At 43.6% G+C, this 21289-nt stretch carries 21 protein-coding genes; 5 read left to right on the top strand and 16 right to left on the bottom strand.

The window, feature by feature from the left end:
• Nucleotides 1–92: 92 nt before the first annotated feature.
• A complete protein-coding gene (locus ACXAD1_RS03535) occupies nucleotides 93–725 on the bottom strand; it encodes a PspA/IM30 family protein (protein WP_474909492.1) in 633 nt (210 codons plus the stop codon).
• 16 nt (nucleotides 726–741) lie between these two features.
• On the bottom strand, nucleotides 742–1089 hold the full coding sequence (locus tag ACXAD1_RS03530; RefSeq protein ID WP_474909491.1) for a lmo0954 family membrane protein: 348 nt from the start codon (nucleotides 1087–1089) through the stop codon (nucleotides 742–744).
• Nucleotides 1090–1336: 247 nt separating this feature from the next.
• Between ACXAD1_RS03530 and ACXAD1_RS03525 the strand changes: the two genes are divergently transcribed.
• A complete protein-coding gene (locus tag ACXAD1_RS03525; RefSeq protein WP_474911282.1) occupies nucleotides 1337–1849 on the top strand; it encodes a hypothetical protein in 513 nt (170 codons plus the stop codon).
• Nucleotides 1850–2048: 199 nt separating this feature from the next.
• Here ACXAD1_RS03525 and shc read toward each other — a convergent pair whose 3' ends face one another.
• Nucleotides 2049–3941, bottom strand: coding sequence for a squalene--hopene cyclase (gene shc / locus ACXAD1_RS03520; protein ID WP_474909490.1), 1893 nt, complete (start codon nucleotides 3939–3941; stop codon nucleotides 2049–2051).
• 230 nt (nucleotides 3942–4171) lie between these two features.
• Here shc and ACXAD1_RS03515 point away from each other — a divergent pair, with 230 nt between their 5' ends.
• Nucleotides 4172–5107: a VanW family protein gene (locus tag ACXAD1_RS03515; RefSeq protein WP_474909489.1), complete on the top strand. Its 936-nt coding sequence runs from the start codon at nucleotides 4172–4174 to the stop codon at nucleotides 5105–5107.
• A 54-nt stretch (nucleotides 5108–5161) separates the two neighbouring features.
• Here the strand turns inward: ACXAD1_RS03515 and ACXAD1_RS03510 are convergent, their stop codons facing one another.
• Complete coding sequence (locus ACXAD1_RS03510) at nucleotides 5162–5419, bottom strand: hypothetical protein (protein ID WP_370221607.1); 258 nt, start codon at nucleotides 5417–5419, stop codon at nucleotides 5162–5164.
• A 91-nt stretch (nucleotides 5420–5510) separates the two neighbouring features.
• The gene (gene rraA / locus ACXAD1_RS03505; RefSeq protein ID WP_474909488.1) at nucleotides 5511–5990 is read right to left on the bottom strand and encodes a ribonuclease E activity regulator RraA; all 480 of its coding nucleotides are present in this window, start codon (nucleotides 5988–5990) and stop codon (nucleotides 5511–5513) included.
• 521 nt (nucleotides 5991–6511) lie between these two features.
• Here rraA and ACXAD1_RS03500 point away from each other — a divergent pair.
• Complete coding sequence (locus ACXAD1_RS03500; protein WP_019382584.1) at nucleotides 6512–6655, top strand: hypothetical protein; 144 nt, start codon at nucleotides 6512–6514, stop codon at nucleotides 6653–6655.
• 33 nt (nucleotides 6656–6688) lie between these two features.
• On the opposite strand, the gene ACXAD1_RS03495 is transcribed toward ACXAD1_RS03500, so the two are convergent.
• On the bottom strand, nucleotides 6689–7498 hold the full coding sequence (locus ACXAD1_RS03495) for an Fpg/Nei family DNA glycosylase (RefSeq protein WP_474909487.1): 810 nt from the start codon (nucleotides 7496–7498) through the stop codon (nucleotides 6689–6691).
• Between the two features lie 172 nt (nucleotides 7499–7670).
• Between ACXAD1_RS03495 and ACXAD1_RS03490 the strand changes: the two genes are divergently transcribed.
• Complete coding sequence (locus ACXAD1_RS03490; RefSeq protein ID WP_474909486.1) at nucleotides 7671–8162, top strand: hypothetical protein; 492 nt, start codon at nucleotides 7671–7673, stop codon at nucleotides 8160–8162.
• A gap of 6 nt (nucleotides 8163–8168) precedes the next feature.
• On the opposite strand, the gene ACXAD1_RS03485 is transcribed toward ACXAD1_RS03490, so the two are convergent.
• The 5 genes from ACXAD1_RS03485 to ACXAD1_RS03465 form a co-directional block, all read right to left on the bottom strand.
• Entirely contained in the window at nucleotides 8169–9302 is a 1134-nt protein-coding gene (locus tag ACXAD1_RS03485; protein ID WP_474909485.1) for a trans-sulfuration enzyme family protein, read from the bottom strand.
• Between the two features lie 123 nt (nucleotides 9303–9425).
• Nucleotides 9426–10619 (bottom strand): Ger(x)C family spore germination protein, encoded by a 1194-nt coding sequence (locus ACXAD1_RS03480; RefSeq protein ID WP_206841879.1) that lies wholly within the window; start codon nucleotides 10617–10619, stop codon nucleotides 9426–9428.
• Nucleotides 10616–12205, bottom strand: a complete 1590-nt coding sequence (locus ACXAD1_RS03475; protein ID WP_474909484.1) for a spore germination protein — start codon at nucleotides 12203–12205, stop codon at nucleotides 10616–10618. Before ACXAD1_RS03475 ends, ACXAD1_RS03480 begins: the two co-directional genes overlap by 4 nt.
• Complete coding sequence (locus tag ACXAD1_RS03470; protein WP_474909483.1) at nucleotides 12202–13323, bottom strand: GerAB/ArcD/ProY family transporter; 1122 nt, start codon at nucleotides 13321–13323, stop codon at nucleotides 12202–12204. The genes ACXAD1_RS03475 and ACXAD1_RS03470 overlap by 4 nt, the downstream gene beginning before the upstream one ends.
• A gap of 56 nt (nucleotides 13324–13379) precedes the next feature.
• Complete coding sequence (locus ACXAD1_RS03465) at nucleotides 13380–13613, bottom strand: hypothetical protein (RefSeq protein WP_206841858.1); 234 nt, start codon at nucleotides 13611–13613, stop codon at nucleotides 13380–13382.
• 212 nt (nucleotides 13614–13825) lie between these two features.
• Here ACXAD1_RS03465 and ACXAD1_RS03460 point away from each other — a divergent pair, with 212 nt between their 5' ends.
• Nucleotides 13826–15352 (top strand): FAD-dependent oxidoreductase, encoded by a 1527-nt coding sequence (locus ACXAD1_RS03460; RefSeq protein ID WP_474909482.1) that lies wholly within the window; start codon nucleotides 13826–13828, stop codon nucleotides 15350–15352.
• A 191-nt stretch (nucleotides 15353–15543) separates the two neighbouring features.
• Here ACXAD1_RS03460 and ACXAD1_RS03455 read toward each other — a convergent pair whose 3' ends face one another.
• The 5 genes from ACXAD1_RS03455 to ACXAD1_RS03435 form a co-directional block, all read right to left on the bottom strand.
• The gene (locus tag ACXAD1_RS03455) at nucleotides 15544–15717 is read right to left on the bottom strand and encodes a hypothetical protein (protein WP_474909481.1); all 174 of its coding nucleotides are present in this window, start codon (nucleotides 15715–15717) and stop codon (nucleotides 15544–15546) included.
• Nucleotides 15718–15752: 35 nt separating this feature from the next.
• Nucleotides 15753–15887 (bottom strand): hypothetical protein, encoded by a 135-nt coding sequence (locus tag ACXAD1_RS03450; RefSeq protein ID WP_019382593.1) that lies wholly within the window; start codon nucleotides 15885–15887, stop codon nucleotides 15753–15755.
• Nucleotides 15888–15945: 58 nt separating this feature from the next.
• Nucleotides 15946–17427 (bottom strand): amidase family protein, encoded by a 1482-nt coding sequence (locus tag ACXAD1_RS03445; RefSeq protein WP_474911281.1) that lies wholly within the window; start codon nucleotides 17425–17427, stop codon nucleotides 15946–15948.
• Nucleotides 17428–17554: 127 nt separating this feature from the next.
• Nucleotides 17555–18679 (bottom strand): DEAD/DEAH box helicase, encoded by a 1125-nt coding sequence (locus ACXAD1_RS03440; RefSeq protein WP_206841850.1) that lies wholly within the window; start codon nucleotides 18677–18679, stop codon nucleotides 17555–17557.
• A 164-nt stretch (nucleotides 18680–18843) separates the two neighbouring features.
• Nucleotides 18844–21234 (bottom strand): immune inhibitor A domain-containing protein, encoded by a 2391-nt coding sequence (locus ACXAD1_RS03435; protein WP_206841846.1) that lies wholly within the window; start codon nucleotides 21232–21234, stop codon nucleotides 18844–18846.
• Nucleotides 21235–21289: the final 55 nt, after the last annotated feature.

The raw sequence follows: 21289 nt of genomic DNA, 5'->3' as shown, positions 1-21289 counted from the left end.
AGTTTTTATCTTTTTTGGGAAAAAGATAGGACAGGCAGTAGTATTTATTGTTTTTTTGCATGTTACAGACTTTTCAAGTTTAGTAGGCTGTATTACAGTACAGGCTTCTTCTCCATCTCTTTTTCCAGCTGGGCGATGCGGGCATCGATTGTGCTGCGGTGATAGGAGCTTTTCACCTGATGTTCAAGACGGTCAAGATAGGATTCGATTTCCTGGAATCTTGTAAAGGACTTATCATTGTTTTGATCAAGCACCTTATCCATTTGGTGGTTGGCGCGTGTGATGTTTTCACGGCCCATCAGCTCCATTCGGCGGATATGCATATCCTTCAGTTTATGCTTCATTTCCTCGTATTTTCTTTCAAGGTCACCCATTTGCTGTACAGCCTGGTTCAGAAGATCCTTCAAACGGCTGGCACGCTCTTCATACTGCATTTGCTCCTGAGCTGCAAACTGATAGAGTTCTTCTTCACCTGCCTGTGATGCAACCTCTGCCTGGCGCTTGCGTTTTTCTGCAAGGTTTTTCGCCTGCTCGCATTCTCGAGTGAACTCTTCCTTCAATGTATATTGACGTTCCAAAAGCTTGCGGACCTTTTCGGTTTCGCGCTCACATTCACGAAGGTATTGGTTTAAGAGTGCGATTGGATTCTTTTTCTCCTTTTTATCCAATGCTTCATGAAGGTCTGCCATTACTGTATCTTTGATTCTCGTTAATAGGTTTGCCATTTGTATCTCTCCTTTTTTAGTTTCTGTTTAAATCCGCCCATTGCTTTTCAAAGTTAGCAAAAGGGTCATTTTCTTCTACCACTGCACTTGAGCTTGAATCGTTCCACTTTTTATAGACCAGATATAGAACGTATGCAGCTGCAAGCCCTAAAATTGCCGGGAAGTTGGAAGCGGTTGCCATCAAAGCGATGAACCCGATGATTCCATAGCCGATTTTTGCCATCGTGCTTTCTGCTTTTATAAATTGTTTAAACACAAAGTATAGAATCGCCGCGCTTACTGCCAGACCCACGATCGGTCCAAGATTTGAAACCAGCACCATGGCTGCAATTCCACCTGCTATCAGTAATCCAAGTTTTTTCATTTTCGTTTCCTCCTTTCTTGATTTCATCTTACCTGTTTAATGAGAATGCTATAACGAGCCTCAGCTTTATTTTCAAATAAGACCTGAGACGTAGCAGATGGTCGGCCTCTTTCGATCCAGATGGGAAATATGGAAAAAGAATGTACGTTAATGCGGAAAAATGCGGGGTACACATGGGGTAGGCAAACAAATAATGAAGCTGCAACGCGCAGATTTTTCATACAGCTATGGAAATGGAGGTCTTCCCGTGTTTGGGTATGATGATTTTTTGAAATTCATTCAAGCCTTTTTTGTGGTTTTCCCGGTGGTCACACTTATTCATTTATTGGGTCATATCTTCTTTGCAGGCCTTTTTGGAGGAAAAGGGATCCGTGTTATCATTGGCACAGGCAAAATACTATTCTCTATGAGATTTTTGGAGGTTAGGCGGTTTTACTTCTGGTATGGAGGGTGTAAGTTTACATCTTTAAAATACAACAATAAACTGACCAAATCTCTTATCTTTTTAGGAGGGTCTATTTTTAACATAGGGAGTATTTTTATTGTAAATTACTTGATCCGGATTGGCATTCTGGAAGCTAACATGCTGTGGTACCAATTTGTATATTTCTCCTTTTATTACGTCTTTTTCGCCCTGCTGCCAATGGATATGGCAGATGGCACGCTTAGTGACGGGAAGGCCATGTACAAGCTCTGGTTTGATAAAAATAAAGATGATTCCTCAGCAGACTGCCAGCTGGTTGACGAGGAGAAAAGATAATGAGAAGGATTATGAGCGAATTTTCGGTTTTATCGGCGAAACTCCAAAGTTATGAGCGAAATCCCGGATTTATCGGCGAAACTCCAAAGTTATGAGCGAAATCTCTGTTTTATCGGCTAAATTTCAGTAATATGAGCGAAACCACAAAATTATCCGCAAAATCCCAAATTAATAAGCCTATAAAAAAAGGAAGCCCCAATCATTCGGGGCTTCCTTTTTGCATGAATTTCTTTTCATAATGGCTCAGAGCCAAAAGCGGCCAAATATACCGGTAGCTGTGATAGTGCATGTACAGAAAACCTGCCATTCCCTGCCCTTTAGGGTAATCGTTTGTCCAGTCATTTCTTTGTCCTTCGCGGATCAGGAAGGCTATGCCTTTTCTGATCTCAGGGCTGTTTTCATTAGAAACGGCAATCAAAGCGTCCACGGCCCAGGCAGTATGTGTTAAGGTACTGCTTCCCAATGGTACATAGCGTTTTTCCATATCGCTTCTGCAGGACTCTCCCCAGCCGCCGTCTTCATTCTGCACAGACTTCAGCCACTCTGCCGCTTTTCTGATATATTCCTCATCTGCCTTTTCCCCTGCAGCGGCGAGGCCGGTAAGGGCTGCCCAGGTTCCATACAGATAGCAAATCCCCCAGCGTCCATACCAGGAACCGTTTCTCCTCTGATTCTTTTTCAGCCAGCCTATTCCTTTTTTAATTGAAGTTTCGGCTCCTGTGGAAAAGGTGCCTAAATATTCAATGGTCCTGCCTGTTAAATCTGCTGTGGACGGATCGGTAAGAATATACTCTGCTCCCTGAATGGGAATTAGATTCAGCAGGCGATTATCCACATTTTTTTCAAATGCCGGCCATCCTCCATCACGGTTTTGCATGGATAAAGCCCATTGCACTCCTCTATGCCTGGATTTCTCAAAAACCACTCCTGTTTGGTTGTGAATGCTTCTCAGACTGGCGGTCGTATCATCCACATCAGGATGTAAAGTGTTGAAGTCTGAAAATCCCCAGCCTCCAGGAAGTCCCTTGCGGTTGTGGGCCGTCCAGTCTCCATGAAGGGTATGCTGCTTTGACAGCAAATATTTATTTGCTTTAAGAATCGCCGCATCTGAATCATCCACACCCGCCTCCTGGAGGGCGTGGGAAATTAAAGCGGTATTCCACACTTTAGCGTCAGTGAATTGAAAATGGATATGTCCATCTATTGTACAGGACATTCCCTTTAATCCCTTCACCGCCTTGATAATGACTGGATTTTTGGGCGAATAGCCGATAGCGAGGAGGGCAAAAATCATATAAAACGTGCTGCTGAAATAATTTAATGATGTTCCGTCCGGTTCAATCCGATCGAGCATATATTGCTTTGTTCCCTCATATGCCATACTGCGGAGCCGATCCGGTAATCCAATTAAGCTTTCGGCCATGCCGGCAAGAATGTTAACAAGGTTTCTCCATTCATCAGATCGGCTTTCTTCCCATAGTTCTTCTCTGTCCCTTGTTCCATAGATTTCGTCCAAATCCGGACTATTTTCCGTTCTTTGCCTGAATTTTTTGCTGCCAAGCACGATCACCGGCAAGAGATGAATTCTGGCAAAGCTCGAAAGCTGGTAGATGCTGATTGGACTGGATGGAGGGAGCAGCACAATTTCGATGGGCAATGGAAAAACGGCCGGCCATGGATATTGGCCTGTCATGGCAAGCAGGATTTTCGTAAACAACCCTGCATTTTTTATCCCGCCCTTTGATAAAATAAAGTTCCGTGCAGCTGCCAGATGAGGGACTTGCTTCTGTCTATAGCCTGAGTACAAAAGGGCGTAATAGGCTTCAATGGTTAATGATAAGTTCCCTTCTTTTTCGTCTTTAAAAAGCTTCCACGCACCGCTTTCATCCTGGCGGCTTTCTATTCTCTCCACCAGTTTCTGAATTAGCTCTTCATCCTTCATTTTGAGCGTTCTCAGCAGGATAATCATATAAGCATCAGTCATGATTCCAATTTCAAACGGATACGCCCAGGAGCCATCCTGAGATTGGCTGCTTTTCAGCAAATCGGTTAACCGGCTTATTTCTGCCTTGACTAGCTGCACATTCCTCATTCCCTCACTAAAGTTTTATTACACTATATTCCATAATCAATTAAAGAATTCAACCTTCCGGAAGAGTTTGCTAAGGGCATTCTAACGGTCAGAGAATGCTGCAGCAGTCCGGTTCATGATGACATGGCTTCATGGCAGCAGTTCAAAGAGGGGACCTATAATCATTCATATTTTCGGCACATGAAACAATTCTCTCCTGCTCATACTAAGGTCGGAGGTGCGCCAGCGATATGAAATTCTCATGGGTATTGGGGATCATGCTATTAACACAAACTCAAACTGCCAGTCTACCTGATGACTTATCCATTGAACATGACGGCAGATCCATTGCAAGTGTCAACAGGTCAGAATATCAACTGCCGTTTCCCGAGGTTCCGCTAGTGGACGGTGAACAGTTCACTCAGCTCCTGGAAAAATTAGATCGCCAGACGTATATTCCGCCTATGAACGCGTACATAGGCGAAAGCGGGCGCGTCATTGCCGAAAAGCCTGGAAAAATACTGCACCGCAAAGCATTCACAGATATTTTTTATACATACTTTTATAGTAACGGGCCGGCTAAAATTGAGATCCCAATACTCCCCGTTTACCCGAGAGTGGATCGGGATCTTATCTCCCATATCCGGGTTAAAATGATCGGCCAGTATGTTACGTACTTTAATCCGAATAACGCCTCACGCTCCCATAATATTCAGCTTGCTGCCGATGCACTTGATAATTATGTTGTTTTTCCGAATGAAGTATTTTCTTTTAACCGTGCTGTCGGCAAAAGGACGGCAGGGAAGGGCTATAAGCGTGCACCGGTTATCGTTAGAGGGGAACTGTCAGAAGATATCGGGGGCGGGATCTGCCAGGTATCTTCAACTCTATTCAATGCAGTTGACCGGGCAGGCGTTAAAGTGATCGAGCGTTATTCCCACAGCAAAAAGGTTCCCTATGTACCGCCTGGCCGGGATGCAACTGTAAGCTGGTATGGCCCGGATTTCACCTTTAGGAACCGTTACAGCTCTCCCCTGCTCATACGGGCAAAAGCTATGCATGGCCAAGTGGTAATCAGAGTATATTCCTCTGATGAAATTGATTATGAGCCCCGCCAGGTTCCGAAAGCGTCAACAATGCTGCCGGAAGAAATCAGCATTGAAAAGGAAGCGGTTATAGAGGATTGATAGCCTTATGAATGGCATTTACGATGGCATCCGCCTCCCGGCAATTTAATGCCATCAATAAAAAAGGCCAAGGACCATTATGACCAGCCCGAAAATCGCAGAGCCGCGCTTCACGCTTCTGTTCTGCCCGGGCTTTAGGAATAAACTGATGACAAACCCAACTGGCAAAACAATGCCATTAAAGCTAAAAGTAAATGTGCCTAATAGATAATAACCAATCAGTTTCAGTACCAAAAGCTCTTCTTCCTCTTTCCTGCTCCGGTACAAAAGATAAATGCCGGCTGCCCAAAATAATAAAAAGATCATAAACATATGGTGCACCCCCTTTTAAATACGGTATTCTATGTTAAGCAGGAAAGTGAATATAAACAGAAAACACCCGCTTAACAGCGGGTGTTCATCTTTAGATAAGAGCTTTCGAAGAGACAATTACGCCATCTTCATCTGCATATACATATTCTCCCGGCTTCCAGTCAATCCCGCCAAATGTGACAGGTATATCGTGATCCCCTTTTCCCTCTTTCCGGCTTTTCAAAGGATTGCTGCCAAGTGCGAAGATTCCTATATCCAGGCTTCCTAGCTCCACAGTATCGCGAACACAGCCGTAAATAATTACTCCGGCAAGCTTTCTTGATTGGGCAATCTCACCAAGCCGATCACCCATTAAGGCACATCTTTTTGATCCGCCGCCATCCACCACCAGCACACTTCCCTCTGGAATGGACTCCAGTGCTTCTTTTACCAGAACGTTATCTTCAAACACTCTAACCGTTGAAATGGGACCGGAAAACTTTCTTTTTAGCCCATAAGATTTAAACTCCTGCTGGCAAATAAGCAGCTCTTTGCTGTGGTCATCACATAAATCGGCCGTTTTAAAATCCAAAAGAGATCTCCTCCTTTAGCGCTTTTGGCTGTAAAACACTATATGCCATCTTCTTTACTTCGATATGCAGCACCCTGTTCCCTTCCTTTTTTCATAATCGAAAGGGAAAGATTGAAGATTTCAGGCATATACCTTTTAGTAAGGAAACGTTCTTGGTTCAGAAAAGCGGTAGCGCCTTGCCCACGAAGGAATGCAGACTAATAGCGCCACGTCCTGTGGCAACGTCTGCATGACCCCCATCCTGGGGGCCTCAAGCACAAGGCCATCCTCCCGGAAAGGCATTCTTTGCCTTTTCGGGAGGATTGCTCGAAATGTGGAGGCGACTGCCCAGGGACGACAGGCATAAGCCGGTTCCTGTAAGAAGGCGTTCTTCCTTCTGAAAGGAAAAGGCTTATGACCCCGAGTCCCTAGGAGCCGCAACAAGACATGCTTGTGACCTCGAGGGGGCAGGCGCTAGAGCTAGACAGTTATCGACGTTCAAAATTTATACTTTCTATCTTATGAAAATGGGAGGTTAAAGGATGGCTCTAATGTGGGCAATTACAATCGGTTTTATGGTTTCATTGGGACTGGCCGGATTTATGCTTGTCCATTTTTTAAAGGGGGCAATGGATTCCAGTGATTCCACGACAGTTGATAGGATTCAGAGTGATCCGGAAGAGTAGAGAAAAGAGGCTGCAGTAAAGGCAGCCTCTTTCTTAGTTTTGGCAATTTGCGCAAAAAAACGTTTTCCGGGAAGAAATTTCTTCTTTCACTATAGGGCTGCCGCAGCGGAGGCATGGCTCTGCTTCTCGATCGTATACTCTGCATTGTTTATTATACCCCCCGGTTTTAGCATCTCCTTTAAACAAAGGCACTTCCATATAGCCGCCAAACTGGATGGCCCTGGTTAAGACACCCTTCATAGATTGAAAAAGGATTTTTATTTCCTCCTCATCCAATTCATCCGCTTTTCTCATAGGCAGCAAGCCCGCTTCAAAACAGATTTCATCGCTGTAGCAGTTGCCGATTCCTGAAAGGAACTGCTGATTGATAAATGTCGTTTTCAGCATTCCTCTTCTGCTTCCGATCAGTTCGTGAAAGGCCGGAAATCCTAATGTTTGATCCAAGGGCTCCGGTCCCAGATCTGAAAGCTCCTTTTCCAACTCTGTGTCTGTCAGCAAGTGGAGATAGCCAAGTCTAAGTCCAATAAAGTAAAGCTTTTTATCCCCAAAAGAGATAATGATCTGTTTGGTGCGGTCAGGATTGTCTGTTTCATTGCCAATATACATCCAGCCGCCAAGCATCAGATGCAGCAACAGATTTTTACCGGAGCTCAGCTTAAAAATAAGATGTTTAGCCCTTCGGTGGATTTCGGATATTTGCGTATTAATCAGCTGACTTTTAAATTGGACAGGCGGCACGTTGATGGATTTTTCCCGATTCACCTCTACATCTGTAATGACTTTACGGGCCAGCTGCTCCGTTAACAGCCTTTTGTAGGTTTCCATTTCCGGAAGTTCAGGCATGGCGTCAGCTCCTTCCTAAAATACTGTTACCTTAGTATTTAATGGAAGGAATCACTTCATTCCTGAAAACTGTGCCTTGAATTTTTTTACAATTGTTCGATATTTCGCAACAGTACTTTCCAATATTTTGATATTGAAAATGGTACGATGGTGTTATAGGGAGGTTTTTCAAATGCAAAAGAACCGTTCCAGCAAGCAAACTTTTATGTTTTTCCTCATTTATTTTGCGTTATTATGCAGTTTAATTTTTGCGGCTGTTACCCTTAAACCTTCTTTTCTACAAGAACAGCCTTCAGAAATTTCCTCTGCTTTTTCAAAAGAACTCGAGATTCACAAGCACAAACAGGAAAAGAAAACAGCTGAGAACGAAGGAAAATGGCAGCCATCCAATACCTTTGTGATCACAGCTATTTCTATTGGCTCTTGTCTAGATATTATCGTTGTACTTCTCTGGGCCCGTCATGAAAATAAAAAGAAACGGGACGGACAATTCTCTAACCCTAATAGATTGACCAATAAGAAGTGGTTCTGGTACTTGGTTTCAATGGGCATTGTTCTGCACAAGGATGGCAAGTTGACATTCAGCCTGAAAAACTTCATCGTAACTATTATCTTTTTGGTATTATTGAAGCTTTGGCTGTTTGACCAGCTTGAGAGGATCTAATAGTCATCACAGACTCTGAATAATAGCCTTATTCAGCTGGGCAATGATATCATCCGCATGTTCAATTCCGATGGATATCCGCACCACCTGCTTGGTAATGCCGAGTTCCCTGCATACTTCAGGGGGCAGTGCCCGGTGCGATGTTGTCAGCGGATGGGATACTGACGTTTCAACACCCGCAAGTGTCGGCACAATTTTAATCCACCCCAGCTCTTTAAAAAACTCATTCACATCAGCACTGTCAGCCAATTCAATCGTCACAATGGCGCCAAACCCTTCTTCACCGTGCTGAAAAGGATAATAGACATTTTTTATTTCTTGATTTTGCTCTAATGCCCTTGCCGCTCTAATGGCATTTGCTGACTGCTGCTTCATTCTGAGAGCCAGGGTTTTCGCTCCCCTGCATGTCAGCCAGGCCTCAAACGGACTTAAATTAGCCCCAAGGTTAATAATTTTTCCGCGTGCTTTTCCGATCAGCTCTTCTTCTCCAGCCAGGACACCTGCTGTAATATCGCTATGCCCGCCAATGTACTTCGTTGCACTATGAACAACTAAATCAATGCCTTTCAAATAAGGCTGGCAATGATATGGAGTGGCAAATGTATTATCGATCAGGGTAACGAGATTATGCTTCTTTGCCAGGCGGACGACTTCCTCAAGGTTTTCCACCCGCAATAGAGGATTTGTGATGGATTCAGAATAAAGAAGTTTTGTATTCTCCTGTATGGCTTCCTCCACTTGTGAAGCATCAGAGAAAGGAACAACGGTTACTTCTATACCGAGCTGTGTCAGCTCTTCTTTGATTAATTGGAAGCTTCCGCCGTACAGGTCATCCGCTGCCACAATATGGTCGCCGCTTTTGACCACAGCAAGCACTCCCGCCAGAATGGCAGATAAACCGGATGAGGCAGCCGTCCCGGCTGGTGCTCCTTCCAGGCTGGCAATTAATTCACCAAGCTCATCCGTATTTGGATTTCCGACCCGGGAATATAGATAATTGCCGTTTCCCTGATAAAATCCCTCGAGCTCATCCAGATCATTGAATGAGAAGGCTGAAGTTTGATAGATCGGCGTTACTTTGCTTTGAATTTTGCGGTTGCTCTTACTTTTCTTGTGCAGAACAGAAGTTTCGAAATTCATTTGGCTTTCCCCTTTAAAAGAAATAAGGGCTGGACAATGCCCAGACCTTTAATGCAATAATTAGCTGAATTATAGCAAAATTATATCAATACAGCTTTTATGCGTCAATGAAGGAAAGGATCTCTACTTTACTTCCTTTAAAAAGCTTTTAGTCCTGATGCCTGTTCGCCGAATGATTAAAGTTGTGTCTACATTTATATCAGCATCACTAAATTTTTCATCCCAGTTTTTCTGGACTTTTTTGAAATTCTGATAATCCTGTCTCAGCACAACTTCACCAAAACCAAAAATATCGGTACCATATTCCTGCTGAACCTTCTCAATCGTTTTTGTGACCATCTCATTAATCTGTTTTTGGGCAGTTTCTGCACTTTCTTTATAAGTCCTTGCTTTATCAAACTGATCGTTGCAATGAGTCCCGTCAATATACGCCTCAGCTCTGATTTTTATATTAATCTTTGCTTTTCCATTTTCGAGTTTTCCTTTAATCTTTGTCCTTGTATCATATATTCTAAGCCCCATATACCGGTTTTCACTGCATTTGACGGTAATGGATGTTTTTTTGATCTTATTCTGAAGCCATAAGTAATTTCTTGAATCCTCCAGTGTCAGAAATCCTTCCAGCTTATCACCTTTGAATATAGCCAGTGAGTCCAGGACGACAAGCGCATCCGGGGTGACCTTCATCATATTTTCCGCGCTGGCGCCAGCTTCCGGGTCACCCTTGATCCTGACAGCAGCCATTACAGGCTGACGTCCCGGAGCGGTCCATGCTGTAATGACATCATTCATCCTCACGCCTGGATCTCCGCCCCAATCCTTCATCATGGTGTCCAGCTGAGTGTGCAATTTTAAAGAAGTAGATTTCTGAAATTGATACGTCACTTTTAATACATCAGATCCCTTTCCCCCTCTTGCAATCAAAATATTAAAATCATCCCGGATTTCCCGATTTCTCTCCAGAAAATCAATAAAATCAATAATCCCTTCTTTTGCAAGTTCTTCTCCAATAATCAAAGTGCGCATGTGGGAATAGATCAAATGCCTGGAAATCCCTTCATTCACTCTATAAGTCAGTTCTGCCAGAGAGTTTCCTTCAGCAGAATAAACAATGGATGGCGCATTTCCGCTGGCAGTGCGGTTATTCAATTCTGTTGCATTTATGCCTTCTACAGTCAGAGTATACTTTTCATCCTCGCCCTTATCCACAGCCATTCCTGTCACAACGGTTATTTCGCCCAGCTCTCTCTGATCCCAGCATCCAGAGAGCAGTATAGCAGTCAAAATAACGGCAAACACCACACCATAATTTCTCAATTGGACTGCTCTCCTTCCATTGGAGGAGGAGAAGGCGACCCGGTCTTTGAAAACTTTTCAGGATTCTGTGTTTTTAGGTAAGCTGGCCGCTTCCACATACTCCAAATCGGGAACCGGAAAAAGACATCTTTCTGCTGCTCAATGATAAATGGAGCAACAGGTGAAAGATAAGGAACGCCAAAGGATCTGAGAGAGCTTAGATGGGCGACAATAAAAACAAGAACAATCAGGACGCCATAAAGGCCCAGAAAAGCCGACACAATGATCAGCAGGAATCTTAACAGCCTTGCTGCAGCAGCAAAACTATAAGTGGGTGATACAAAATTGGCGATGGCTGTAATGGCGACAATGATGACCATTATATTTGATATAATCCCTGCTTCAGCTGCAGCCTGTCCGATGACGAGAGCGCCTACAATTGATACTGTCTGCCCGACAGCACGGGGCATCCGGACACCGGCTTCACGCAGAATCTCAAAGGTAACTTCCATCAATAGCACTTCAATGACTGCCGGAAATGGCACTCCCTCCCGCTGTGCGATGATACCGAGAAGCAGGGGTGTCGGCAGAAGTTCATGATGAAAGGTTAAAATCCCGACATATAAGGATGGCGTAATCAAGGCAATCATAAACGATAAATACCTGATCATTCTTAAAAAGCTTCCCATCATGAAGTTTTGATAATAATCTTCTGCAATGGAAAAGAAATCAACCAGAACAGCCGGAACTACCAGCACAAAAGGAGTCCCGTCAACAAGGATTGCAATTTTCCCTTCAAGCAAATTGGATGCCACCGCATCTGGCCGTTCTGTATTCAGCGCCAGCGGAAAGGGTGTAGCGGATTTGTCTGCAATCAGTTCTTCAATATTTCCAGATTCAAAAATGGCGTTCACTTTGATTTGGCAAAGCCTTTTGCGGACTTCTTGGACGATCTTCTCATTTGATATGCCATCCATGTACCCGATGTATACAGAAGTATTAGTCTCAGATCCAATAATAAATTTTTCAAAACGAAGCTTTCTGTTTTTAATTCTTCTCCTCAGCAGACTAACATTTGTTGATATCGATTCCACAAAACCATCCTTTGGCCCCCTAATAACCGTCTGGGTGCTTGGCTCTGTAATGGAACGGTCTTCACCTGAGGCCATGGAAAGGGAAAGCGCTTTTTCCATATCTTTAAAAATAATAATGATGTTGCCATAAAGGAGTGCAGTAATGATATCATCGAATGACTTAACCAGCTGGTAGCCTGCCCCTCCGAATTTCTCTTTGCATAGCGATTTCAAATCGTCCTCCGTTGTTAATTCAATTCCATCCTCCTTCCCGCTGAGCGATTGCAGGATCGTTTCTTTTAATAATTTTGTATCAATCATTGTTGTAAGATAGATGAGTAAAGCATCTTTTCCTTCTGTTTTCAGCTCATCCATGCTTAAATCAACCGTGCTGCCGAACTCTGCATTTATTCTTTTTTTCAGCTGTTCCAGACTCATGCTTTTAAGATCTGGGCCAGTGTCCGCAGCTTCCGCAGGCTGAACAGGATATTCTTTCTTTTGGCGCATTTTTAAAAGTGATTTAAGAATACTCAAAACTTCATCCCCTTCTCACCGGGTTTAGCCTTTTTCTTTCGCCGCTTCCACAAAACTGCGATCAGCAGAAGTGATGGCAGTCCAAACTGCAATGGCAAGTGCAGGAAGTATGGGACCAACTCAAGCCCCTCCTGCCAATGATCACCGAAATTTACTGATATTAATATAGAAAAAGATGAAACAATCATGGCTACCGGCAAGGAAAAATACCGGTAAGGAAGCCGGAAGGTGTACTCAAGGCCTTTCAATCCAGCAAACATGAACACCGAACCCTTGACCAAAATCCCCAGCATCATAATAAAAACAACGAGTGCATCTATTCTTTCAATAAAATTGCCGATTGAGACTTCGCGTGCAGAACTGAGCATAGGAAAATTGGAACGCTGCAAAGCATCAGCTCCAAGTGTGACAATCATCAGAAACATTGCAAATAATAAAAGTGCACCTGCTATTCCCACTCCCATCAATGAAACACGCAAACAATATTTAAAGTTGGTTACAACCGGTAGAATGAGTGTAAATGCAATGAGCTCGCCAAAAGGGAACACGATTAGAGTTGGAAAAAGCGCATTCAAAACTGGCCGAAGCCCATCCCCAAGCACAGGCTTAATCTCATGTAGATTGGCATTGCCGCTTGCAAATAGCAGGATGGTTAAAAGAAACAAAAATCCGAATAAATAAGGAGTGAAAATTTCCGAAGTTCTCCCCAGGACTTCAAGACCGAGATACAAAATATAAGACATCAGCAGACAGATGGTCAGCGAGATGATTTCTATTGGTGTCGATGGCAGAATGGCCGAAGCAATCAATTCGCCAAAATCACGGACCACCCTGCAGGCCAGATACAGAAAGTAAACCACGTATATAATAGAAAAAATGATTGCAAGCGGCCTTTTAAAGCCAAACTCCATCATCTCGAATAAATTTTTTCCAGGCACCCGGCTGATTAAGAAATAATAGAATAGCATGATTCCAAACCCGATCATTATGGCGGCTGCGATTGCAATCCAGGCATCTTTCTTGGCATCCCCGCCTACTCCGACAACAATGGCGCTTCCTAAAAGGAAATTGATCAACAATGTCAGCAGCTGGCTGAGAGATATATTCTCTTTTAACATTCCATCACCAATCCCTTTTAAAATGTACGTTCAGTTAGCATTTCCCAGCGATTCCTTTACCTGGATGCCCCTGATTTTTTCTTCGCTTTAAAAAGACGAAAATCAATGACTGCACTTGAAAGCAATCCAATAAGTACAGAAACAATAATGATCATTCTTCCAGTGGCAATCTCCGTAAACAGTAAATTCCTCAAAGCTTCCCATATCGTATAATCAAATATTTTCATATCAAAAAGTGCAGCTAATATAGTCAATAGCAGAAAAATGCTCAGATAGCTTAATGTAATCATGACTGTACCCCATTAACATTCGATACTGTATATCTTTTCTCGGCCTGCACATTTTATCCAGAATTGATAAAAAAAACAGTAGAGAACCTGATTTATCATTCCCCCTGATTAATTAACAATTTAATGGGTATGGTTAGAGAAGGAGAATTTGTATAGGAATAGGGTTTGCAGGGAAAATTATGGACGAATATAACGTTACAGGAGGACAGGGTATGACGACATCCAACCACAAAACGCCCCAATATCCAGAGCCTTATTGGAGGGAGGAGGAACTTCCGGCCTTCGACAAGCTCAGAGAAGATGCTCAAACGGAAATTGCCATTGTAGGCGGCGGCATCACAGGCATTACGGCGGGTTACCTTCTTGCCAAAGAAGGCTATAAAGTGGCTATTCTTGAAGCCGGCAATATATTAAACGGTACTACCGGACATACGACAGCAAAATTAACAGCACAGCATGGATTAATTTATGATGAATTGATCAGTCATTTTGGCGAGGAAAAAACCAAACTCTATTATCAGGCTTCAGCAGATGCTATAGATTTTGTACGGAACATTGTATCAGAAAAACAAATTGATTGTGATTTCAGCAACGAAGAAGCAATCATATATGCTGTTTCAGAAGAGTATGCCCGAAAAGTTGAAAAAGAGCGGCAAGCCTATGAAAAACTCGGAATTCCAAGCGGAATGAAAGAGAGCATTCCTTTTAACATCAACACAACAGCGGTGCTCTCCATGTTTGATCAAGCCCAGTTTCATCCGCTGAAATACCTGAAAAAGCTTCTTAAAGATTTTGTGGATTTAGGCGGTATTGTTTATGAAAATACAACAGCTGCAGAAATTGAAGAAGGCAGTCTGCCTGATGTCGTGACAAGAGAAGGCCATCGCCTGAAATGCAAATATGTCATTGCTGCTTCCCACTTCCCTTTTGCGGATATGAAAGGTTTTTATTTTGCCAGATTATCTCCGGAAAGATCTTATGTCCTTGGCGTAAAAACCAAAGAGGATTTTCCTGGAGGCATGTATTACAGTGCCGATTCACCTACCCGCTCACTAAGGTACACACCCTATAACGGAGACAAACTCATTTTAGTGAGCGGCGACAGCCACAAGACGGGCCATGGACCGGATACGATGAAGCATTACGAAGCCCTTGAAGTCTTTGCGGAAGAGGTGCTCGGCATAACCGATTATCCTTATCGCTGGTCTGCCCAGGATTTATATACGCTTGATAAAGTCCCGTATATCGGCCCAATTACGTCCAAACAGAAGAATATCTTTGTCGCAACCGGCTACCGGAAATGGGGAATGACAAACGGGACTGCAGCCGCCATGCTGATAAAAGATCAGATTATGGAAATGGACAACCCTTATGCCGAGCTGTTTACGCCATCCAGATTCCAGGCTGACCCAAGCATTAAAAAGTTTATTGCAGCCAATACAGATGTAGCCGGCCAGCTGATCAAAGGGAAGCTTGAATTCGTGCCTAAAGAAACGGCAGATCTGTCCCATGATCAAGGCGGCGTCGTGATGATCAATGGCAAACGGACAGGTGCATACAGGGATCCTGAAGGCAGTCTCCATCTTGTGGATACAACCTGTACTCACATGGGATGTGAATGTGAATGGAACCACGGCGACCGCACCTGGGACTGCCCGTGCCACGGCTCCCGCTTCTCCTATGACGGAACAGTCGTTGAAGGTCCTGCTGCCAAGCCTCTGAAGAAAGTTGAAGAATAAGGCATTAATACGTTTTTTTAATTGAAATATAAAAAAAGACAGTCTTCAAAGGGAAAACTGTCTTTTTTATGCACTTTGCGAGGATTTACTTGCCAGTAATGGAGCTAGTACCGATTTATGTGCGGATAGAATTTTTTCTGTGCGTATAGCTCAAATTTATGTGCGGATAAAATTTTTTCTGTGCGTATAGCTCATTTTATGTGCGGATAGTATTCTGCGTTGAAAATATGGCTGCATTCTAGTTTTTGAAATGCTGGATAGCCTGCTTTTACTTCCGGATAGCTGGATTTTACTTGCAGATAGCTCATTTTTATTTTCGGATAAACCGGTTTATTGCGGTATAGTTCATTTTTTTCCAGCAACAAAAAAATCCCCCTTCTAAAAAGGAGGATTTGGTTCATCAGTCCTGCACGTTGTTTTCTTTCTTTTCTTTGCTTCCGGTTGTAAATTCAACAAGCTCTTCGCTTGTGCGCTGTGGTCTGTGTTTATTGTTATTGCGCTGTGCATTGCCGTTGCCGCGTTTAGTCCTGCCCATATTCTCATCTGCTCCTTTTTTGTTTTATCAGGAGTAGTATGAGTCAATAAAGGAACAGTTATTCTGATGCCGGGAGTTCAATTTTTGGAGCTTTCCTATGCTTAGTGGCCTGTTCAAAGGCATAAGCCAGTTTGATGAGAAGAGGTTCACTGTAAGCAAGTCCTGTAAATGTGATGCCCACCGGCTCGCCTTCCGGGGTATATCCGGCCTGCACTGTGATGGATGGATATCCCGCTTTTGCAGGGATGCCTGCACCATAATTATTCGGGAACACGATGGCATCGAGATGATGCTCTTTCATTACGTAATCAATGCCCTTCTCACCTGAAAAATAAATATCCTTCTCAAGTGCAGATATATAGGCCATTTCCGTCAGGTTTCCGCTTGTTTCCTCTGATTCAATCAGGATGGTTTGGCCATATTTTAAGCATTTTCCGCTATGATTTTCATTAAAATCAATGACATCGGACAGTGAGTGAATATTAAGGTGCTGTGCGACCGTTCGCAGGTAGGCATTCAAATCAGCTTTAAATTCATATGTCAGGACATCATAGCTCCACTCTCCTTTGGCGGAAGGAATCACTACCCCGTCCAGCACCTCTGCACCCAGCTCTTTTAAATCGTTTACCGCCTTATTCATGACTGAGAGCTTCTCTGAACTTAGGTAGTCAAAATAAGTCTCCCTGGCAATGCCGATTCGCGCCCCCTGTAATCCGGCTTCATCAAGGAAAACGGTAAAATCCATGCCCTGCAGATCTTTATTTGTCAGGGTAATCGGGTCATTTTCGTCAGGTACTGCAAGCACGTTCAATAATAAAGCGGCATCCTTAACCGTTCTCGCCATCGGTCCGGCAGTATCCTGACTATGGGCAATTGGAATAATGCCGGTTCGGCTGACAAGTCCGACTGTCGGCTTAATTCCAACGAGAGAATTCTGGCTGGCTGGACTTAAAATGGAACCTGATGTCTCCGTTCCAATGGCTGCGGCCGCAAAATTAGCGGCGATGGCTGCACCGGATCCTGCGCTCGAACCTCCAACATCAAATTTTCCCGTTCCATATGGATTCAAGGTTTGTCCGCCCCGTGAGCTGTATCCGCTTGGCATCCCTTCCGTCATAAAATTGGCCCATTCTGTCATATTTGTTTTTCCTAAAATAACGGCTCCCGCTTGTCTTAATTGAGACGCCACAAATGAATCCTTTTGTGCACAATGATCCTTCAAAGCGAGTGAACCTGCAGTTGTATGCATTTTGTCCCCTGTATCAATATTATCCTTTATCAATATGGGAATGCCGTGAAGAGGGCCGCGCGCACCCTGTTCTTTTCTTTCCGCATCCAGAGACGCTGCTATATGCAATGCATCCGGATTGAGTTCTAAAACAGAATGGATCTTTTTATCCAGATGTCCAATCCGGTTCATGTACATCAATACAAGTTCTTTGGAGGAAATTTCCCCAACCTGCATTTTTTCCTGCAATTCATCTATCGTCGCTTCAAGCAGATCGTTATCATGAAAGCTCTTTAGCATTGGATTCTCCATCATCGATTTCCCCTTATTCTTTAGTTAAATAAAGCTCCACATACTAATTCGCTTAGAAAAGGAGAAATTCCTTTTTATAAAAAGAATGCCAGGCACCAACTGATATGGGTGCCTGGCTGTTTGATCATTATACGATTTGGCCGCCTCGCATTACCTTCTTTTCTGCATTGAGGCCCAGTTCTTTGCCCATTTTCTTAAGTTCGCGCTCTTCTCTTTCAGTAACAAGGGAGATAACGGTTCCGCTTGCGCCGAATCTTCCTGTTCTTCCTGAGCGATGAACATATTGATTAACATCTTTCGGGAAGTCGAAATGGACAACATGGGAGACTCCTTTGATGTCCAGCCCTCTTGCCGCAACATCTGTAGCAATCAGCATATTGGTTTTGCCGGTGCGGAAGTTCTTGATTGCTTTCTGTCTGTCGAATTTGCTCAGATCACTGTGCAGGGTGCTTGAAGAGATATTTTTAAAATCAAGCTTTTCGGCCATAACGGTCAGGTTGCCGATATCCTTAACGAATACCAATGCTTTTATGTCCTCGAGCCTTGAGATTTTTTCAAGCATTTTAATTTTGTCCCTCGCTTCTGCCACAAAATAAATATGGTCCACACCTGCAGCCTGAATGGTTTCATCCTTCTCAACACGAATCACTTCAGCATCAGCTGTAAGCTCTTTCGCAAGCTGTTCAACAACCGGCGGCAGTGTCGCTGAGAATAATAGGACCTGGCGTTCTTTAAGTGTAGATTTAACAATATTTTGCACAGTCTGAGCATGTTCAGGCACGAGAAGCTGATCTCCTTCATCAAGGACAACAGTTTTTACTTCATGCATTTTCAGCTTTTTCTGTTTAATCAGCTCCAGCACCCGGCCTGGCGTTCCTAAAGCGATGTGCGGGTGCTTCTTCAATTTCTCAAGCTGCCTTTTCACATTGGCTCCGCCGATAAAAGAAGCAGCTTTAATCCCGCTGCCCTCAGCCCATTTTTGGATCTCACTTAAGATTTGCATCACAAGCTCCTGTGAAGAGGCTAAAATAACGGCCTGTACCGCCTGTTTATCCGGGTCAATTTTCTCAAGGGCCGGCAGCAAATACGCAAGTGTCTTGCCTGTTCCGGTCGGTGACTCGGCAATAATATCCCTGCCTTCCAAAGCCTGTGGAACCGCCTCTGCCTGAACGGTCGTCGGCTGTGCAAATGCAGACTTTTTCCATGCCTCCTGGATAAATGGCTTCATATTGTCAATAAAAGATTGTGTCATATGTTACTCCTTTTAACTTTTTCGAGTGTAATCAGATATTTATTAGTATAGCCGAAAATCGGAAAAAACTAGTATCGGTAATGATACTAGCTTATAGGCTGGGAGTTGTCCACCCTCAACAGAAAAAGGCGCGAAGCCATTGCTGGCATTCGCACCTTTAAAGCTTATTTGTGAATCCATACGGCTCCAGCAGAGTTATCCTTCGCTTCACCAATCACTTGGAATTTCAGGCCATGTTCCGGAACGATGCGTCCTGCATCAGGAATAAGGCTGTTAATATATGTTTTTGAATCATCAAAAACAGAAATTCCCTTTAAACCAGGGTAGTCATAATCACCGCGGGTTGGCGAGCTTACTTCCCATGCTGGTGCTTTGTCCAGGGAGAACGCAGCATCTGCAATCTGATATCTTGTGCTTTGAGATACTGTTTCTTTGCCGTCTAACAGACCGGTAATGGCTTCCGGATGTGAATCCACCACTCCAAGGAAACCTTCCCCAGGATGAACGCCAACCCAGTTGTCTGTGTGGCTGTCATCGGCATACCAAACAACTAAACCAGTGTTGTATTTAACTCCTCTTGATTGGGCAAGGGCAGCGTCGGAGCCTGCGTAATTTCTCCACTCCAGATAATAATGGTTCTTCGCATAGCTGATTCCGTTGGAAACAATGAATCCGTCAAGAGTCATCTGTGTCCCGCCTTCAGCATCGTCTGTGAAAATCACATTTCCATCAGCAGTTACAGTGATTTCATCAATCGCAAATCCGTCCAATGCCAAGCCGCCATCTGTTACATATTCGAATGTCAGGCTAACTTTTTTACCGGCAAATCCGCTTAGGTCATATGTCTTATCTTCCCATTCGCCTTTTGAAGATTCAGCACGGGCATCCCCATCTGTATCATCATCACCAATTACATCGAGCTCAGCTTCTGTCCCATCGTCTGCTTTTGCAGTAACAGTCAGATAATCATAATCAAACTCAATATCATAGTAAACTTTCGCATTGAAGGCAGCTGTTTCCGCATTTGTTAAGTCTAATTCAGGCGTCGTCAAAGTCGTATGAAGATCATCACCCTTCGTGCTGTAGTAATATTTCTCGCCAAACGCAGGTGCAATCCCCTTTACTTCTTTTTCTGGAAGATTTACTTTTACAATTCCAGGGTTTTTAGATTTGGTTACACTTTGGTCAATAACAGTTGCCAAACCTTTATTATCAATATCTTCATAATTTACTTCCATAATATTAGCCCAGTTTCCGCCCATGCCTTTTTGGAAAAATTCTTTATTTTGCGGTGAGAAACTAGTTGGTTCAGTACCTGCTATTTCGCCGTTCCAGCTGCCGCCGCTCATGATGGACCATGAAGCAACCGGCTCACCTTGACCGGTATATTGCGTATCATACTCATCCGGCAATCCTAAATCATGTCCAAACTCATGGGCAAACACCCCGACCGCTCCATCTTCAGGCTGAATGGTATAATCGAATGCACCCATTTTTCCGCCCCAATAATCTACCTTGGCTGTAGTATTCGGAACAGCAAATACTCCGCCAAGTGTCCAGCGGTGTGACCAGATGGCATCATCACCAAGCGCTCCGCCGCCAGCTTCCTGTCCTGTGCCGGCGTGGATAATCATGAGGTGATCAACTAATCCATCAGGCTCATTAAAGTTTCCATCTCCATCTAAATCATATAAATCAAATTCATCATATTCCGAAAGATCCATTCCAGCGTTCACAGCTGCTTTTAAAGCCTCTTTTACTAAGTCGCGAGGTCCAAGAGGTGATAGATTATCATGACCTCCGGCAGGACTATCATCACCATAATCGCTCGCATTTCCAGGGACTGTCAGCCATTCTGACACAGTGCCATCCACAGTGTAGCTGCCGCCGGACTGCTCTTCATAGAACTGCTTAAACGTTTTTACTTTATCTCCATTAAATAATTCAAATTCAGTATCGCCAAACATCAGCTTCTCATAGTGCTCTTTGTTGAAATCCTCAGCGTACATATATCCCTCTTCCTGAGTTACATTGTTATGCTTGAAATCTTCAAATTCAGTTAGAAGCACAAGCACTTTGTCTGTTCTGACATCACCATTGTAGCTTGCTTCTTTGGCCGGATCTACTTTTACATAGCCGTCCGGTTTGCCCTTTTTATAGTTTTTATGACCTTTATTCAGCTGCTTTGTCATCTGTTCTTTTTGTTTCGTTAAGAAATCCTTTGTTTTTTTATCAAACTCATCCTTATGGTCATGGCTATTTGCTGTATTTCCAGGCTGCTTTTCACCTTGCTTTTCTTTTATGTACTCCTTAACTGCCTTTTCTATTTCTTTAGAGGAAGCATCCTTTTTAACCAATCCTCTGTCTTTTAATGCCTTCCCCAGCCTGTCTTCATTCACAATATTCAAATCAATCGGTGCAGAAAGTTCCTCTGCTGAAACTTTTGAAGGAGCTGCTGTTGTCCCGGCAAAAGATCCCGCAAATAGTGCAGCTGCCATCATCGTGCTGGCTGTAATGGAAGATACAACCTTAAAAGGTTTTTTCTTATTACTCATTCTTATAGCCTCCTATTTAGTTTTTCTGAATTTTCGAAGTGCGAGATTAATTCTA

The sequence above is a fragment of the Cytobacillus sp. ABV4_503 genome, from assembly GCF_056158445.1.
This window is presented reverse-complemented; position numbering and strand designations above follow the sequence as displayed.

Excerpts from the sequence above, each read along its gene's own strand:
- ACXAD1_RS03440 (WP_206841850.1), bottom strand. The coding sequence starts at position 18,679 with ATGACACAATCTTTTATTGACAATATGAAGCCATTTATCCAGGAGGCA.
- ACXAD1_RS03435 (WP_206841846.1), bottom strand. The coding sequence starts at position 21,234 with ATGAGTAATAAGAAAAAACCTTTTAAGGTTGTATCTTCCATTACAGCC.
- ACXAD1_RS03490 (WP_474909486.1), top strand. The coding sequence starts at position 7,671 with ATGCAAAAGAACCGTTCCAGCAAGCAAACTTTTATGTTTTTCCTCATT.
- ACXAD1_RS03445 (WP_474911281.1), bottom strand. The coding sequence starts at position 17,427 with ATGGAGAATCCAATGCTAAAGAGCTTTCATGATAACGATCTGCTTGAA.
- ACXAD1_RS03495 (WP_474909487.1), bottom strand. The coding sequence starts at position 7,498 with ATGCCTGAACTTCCGGAAATGGAAACCTACAAAAGGCTGTTAACGGAG.
- shc (WP_474909490.1), bottom strand. The coding sequence starts at position 3,941 with ATGAGGAATGTGCAGCTAGTCAAGGCAGAAATAAGCCGGTTAACCGAT.
- ACXAD1_RS03485 (WP_474909485.1), bottom strand. The coding sequence starts at position 9,302 with ATGAATTTCGAAACTTCTGTTCTGCACAAGAAAAGTAAGAGCAACCGC.
- ACXAD1_RS03535 (WP_474909492.1), bottom strand. The coding sequence starts at position 725 with ATGGCAAACCTATTAACGAGAATCAAAGATACAGTAATGGCAGACCTT.
- ACXAD1_RS03470 (WP_474909483.1), bottom strand. The coding sequence starts at position 13,323 with ATGTTAAAAGAGAATATATCTCTCAGCCAGCTGCTGACATTGTTGATC.
- ACXAD1_RS03450 (WP_019382593.1), bottom strand. The coding sequence starts at position 15,887 with ATGGGCAGGACTAAACGCGGCAACGGCAATGCACAGCGCAATAACAAT.
- ACXAD1_RS03530 (WP_474909491.1), bottom strand. The coding sequence starts at position 1,089 with ATGAAAAAACTTGGATTACTGATAGCAGGTGGAATTGCAGCCATGGTG.
- ACXAD1_RS03510 (WP_370221607.1), bottom strand. The coding sequence starts at position 5,419 with ATGTTTATGATCTTTTTATTATTTTGGGCAGCCGGCATTTATCTTTTG.
- ACXAD1_RS03515 (WP_474909489.1), top strand. The coding sequence starts at position 4,172 with ATGAAATTCTCATGGGTATTGGGGATCATGCTATTAACACAAACTCAA.
- ACXAD1_RS03500 (WP_019382584.1), top strand. The coding sequence starts at position 6,512 with ATGGCTCTAATGTGGGCAATTACAATCGGTTTTATGGTTTCATTGGGA.
- ACXAD1_RS03460 (WP_474909482.1), top strand. The coding sequence starts at position 13,826 with ATGACGACATCCAACCACAAAACGCCCCAATATCCAGAGCCTTATTGG.
- ACXAD1_RS03465 (WP_206841858.1), bottom strand. The coding sequence starts at position 13,613 with ATGATTACATTAAGCTATCTGAGCATTTTTCTGCTATTGACTATATTA.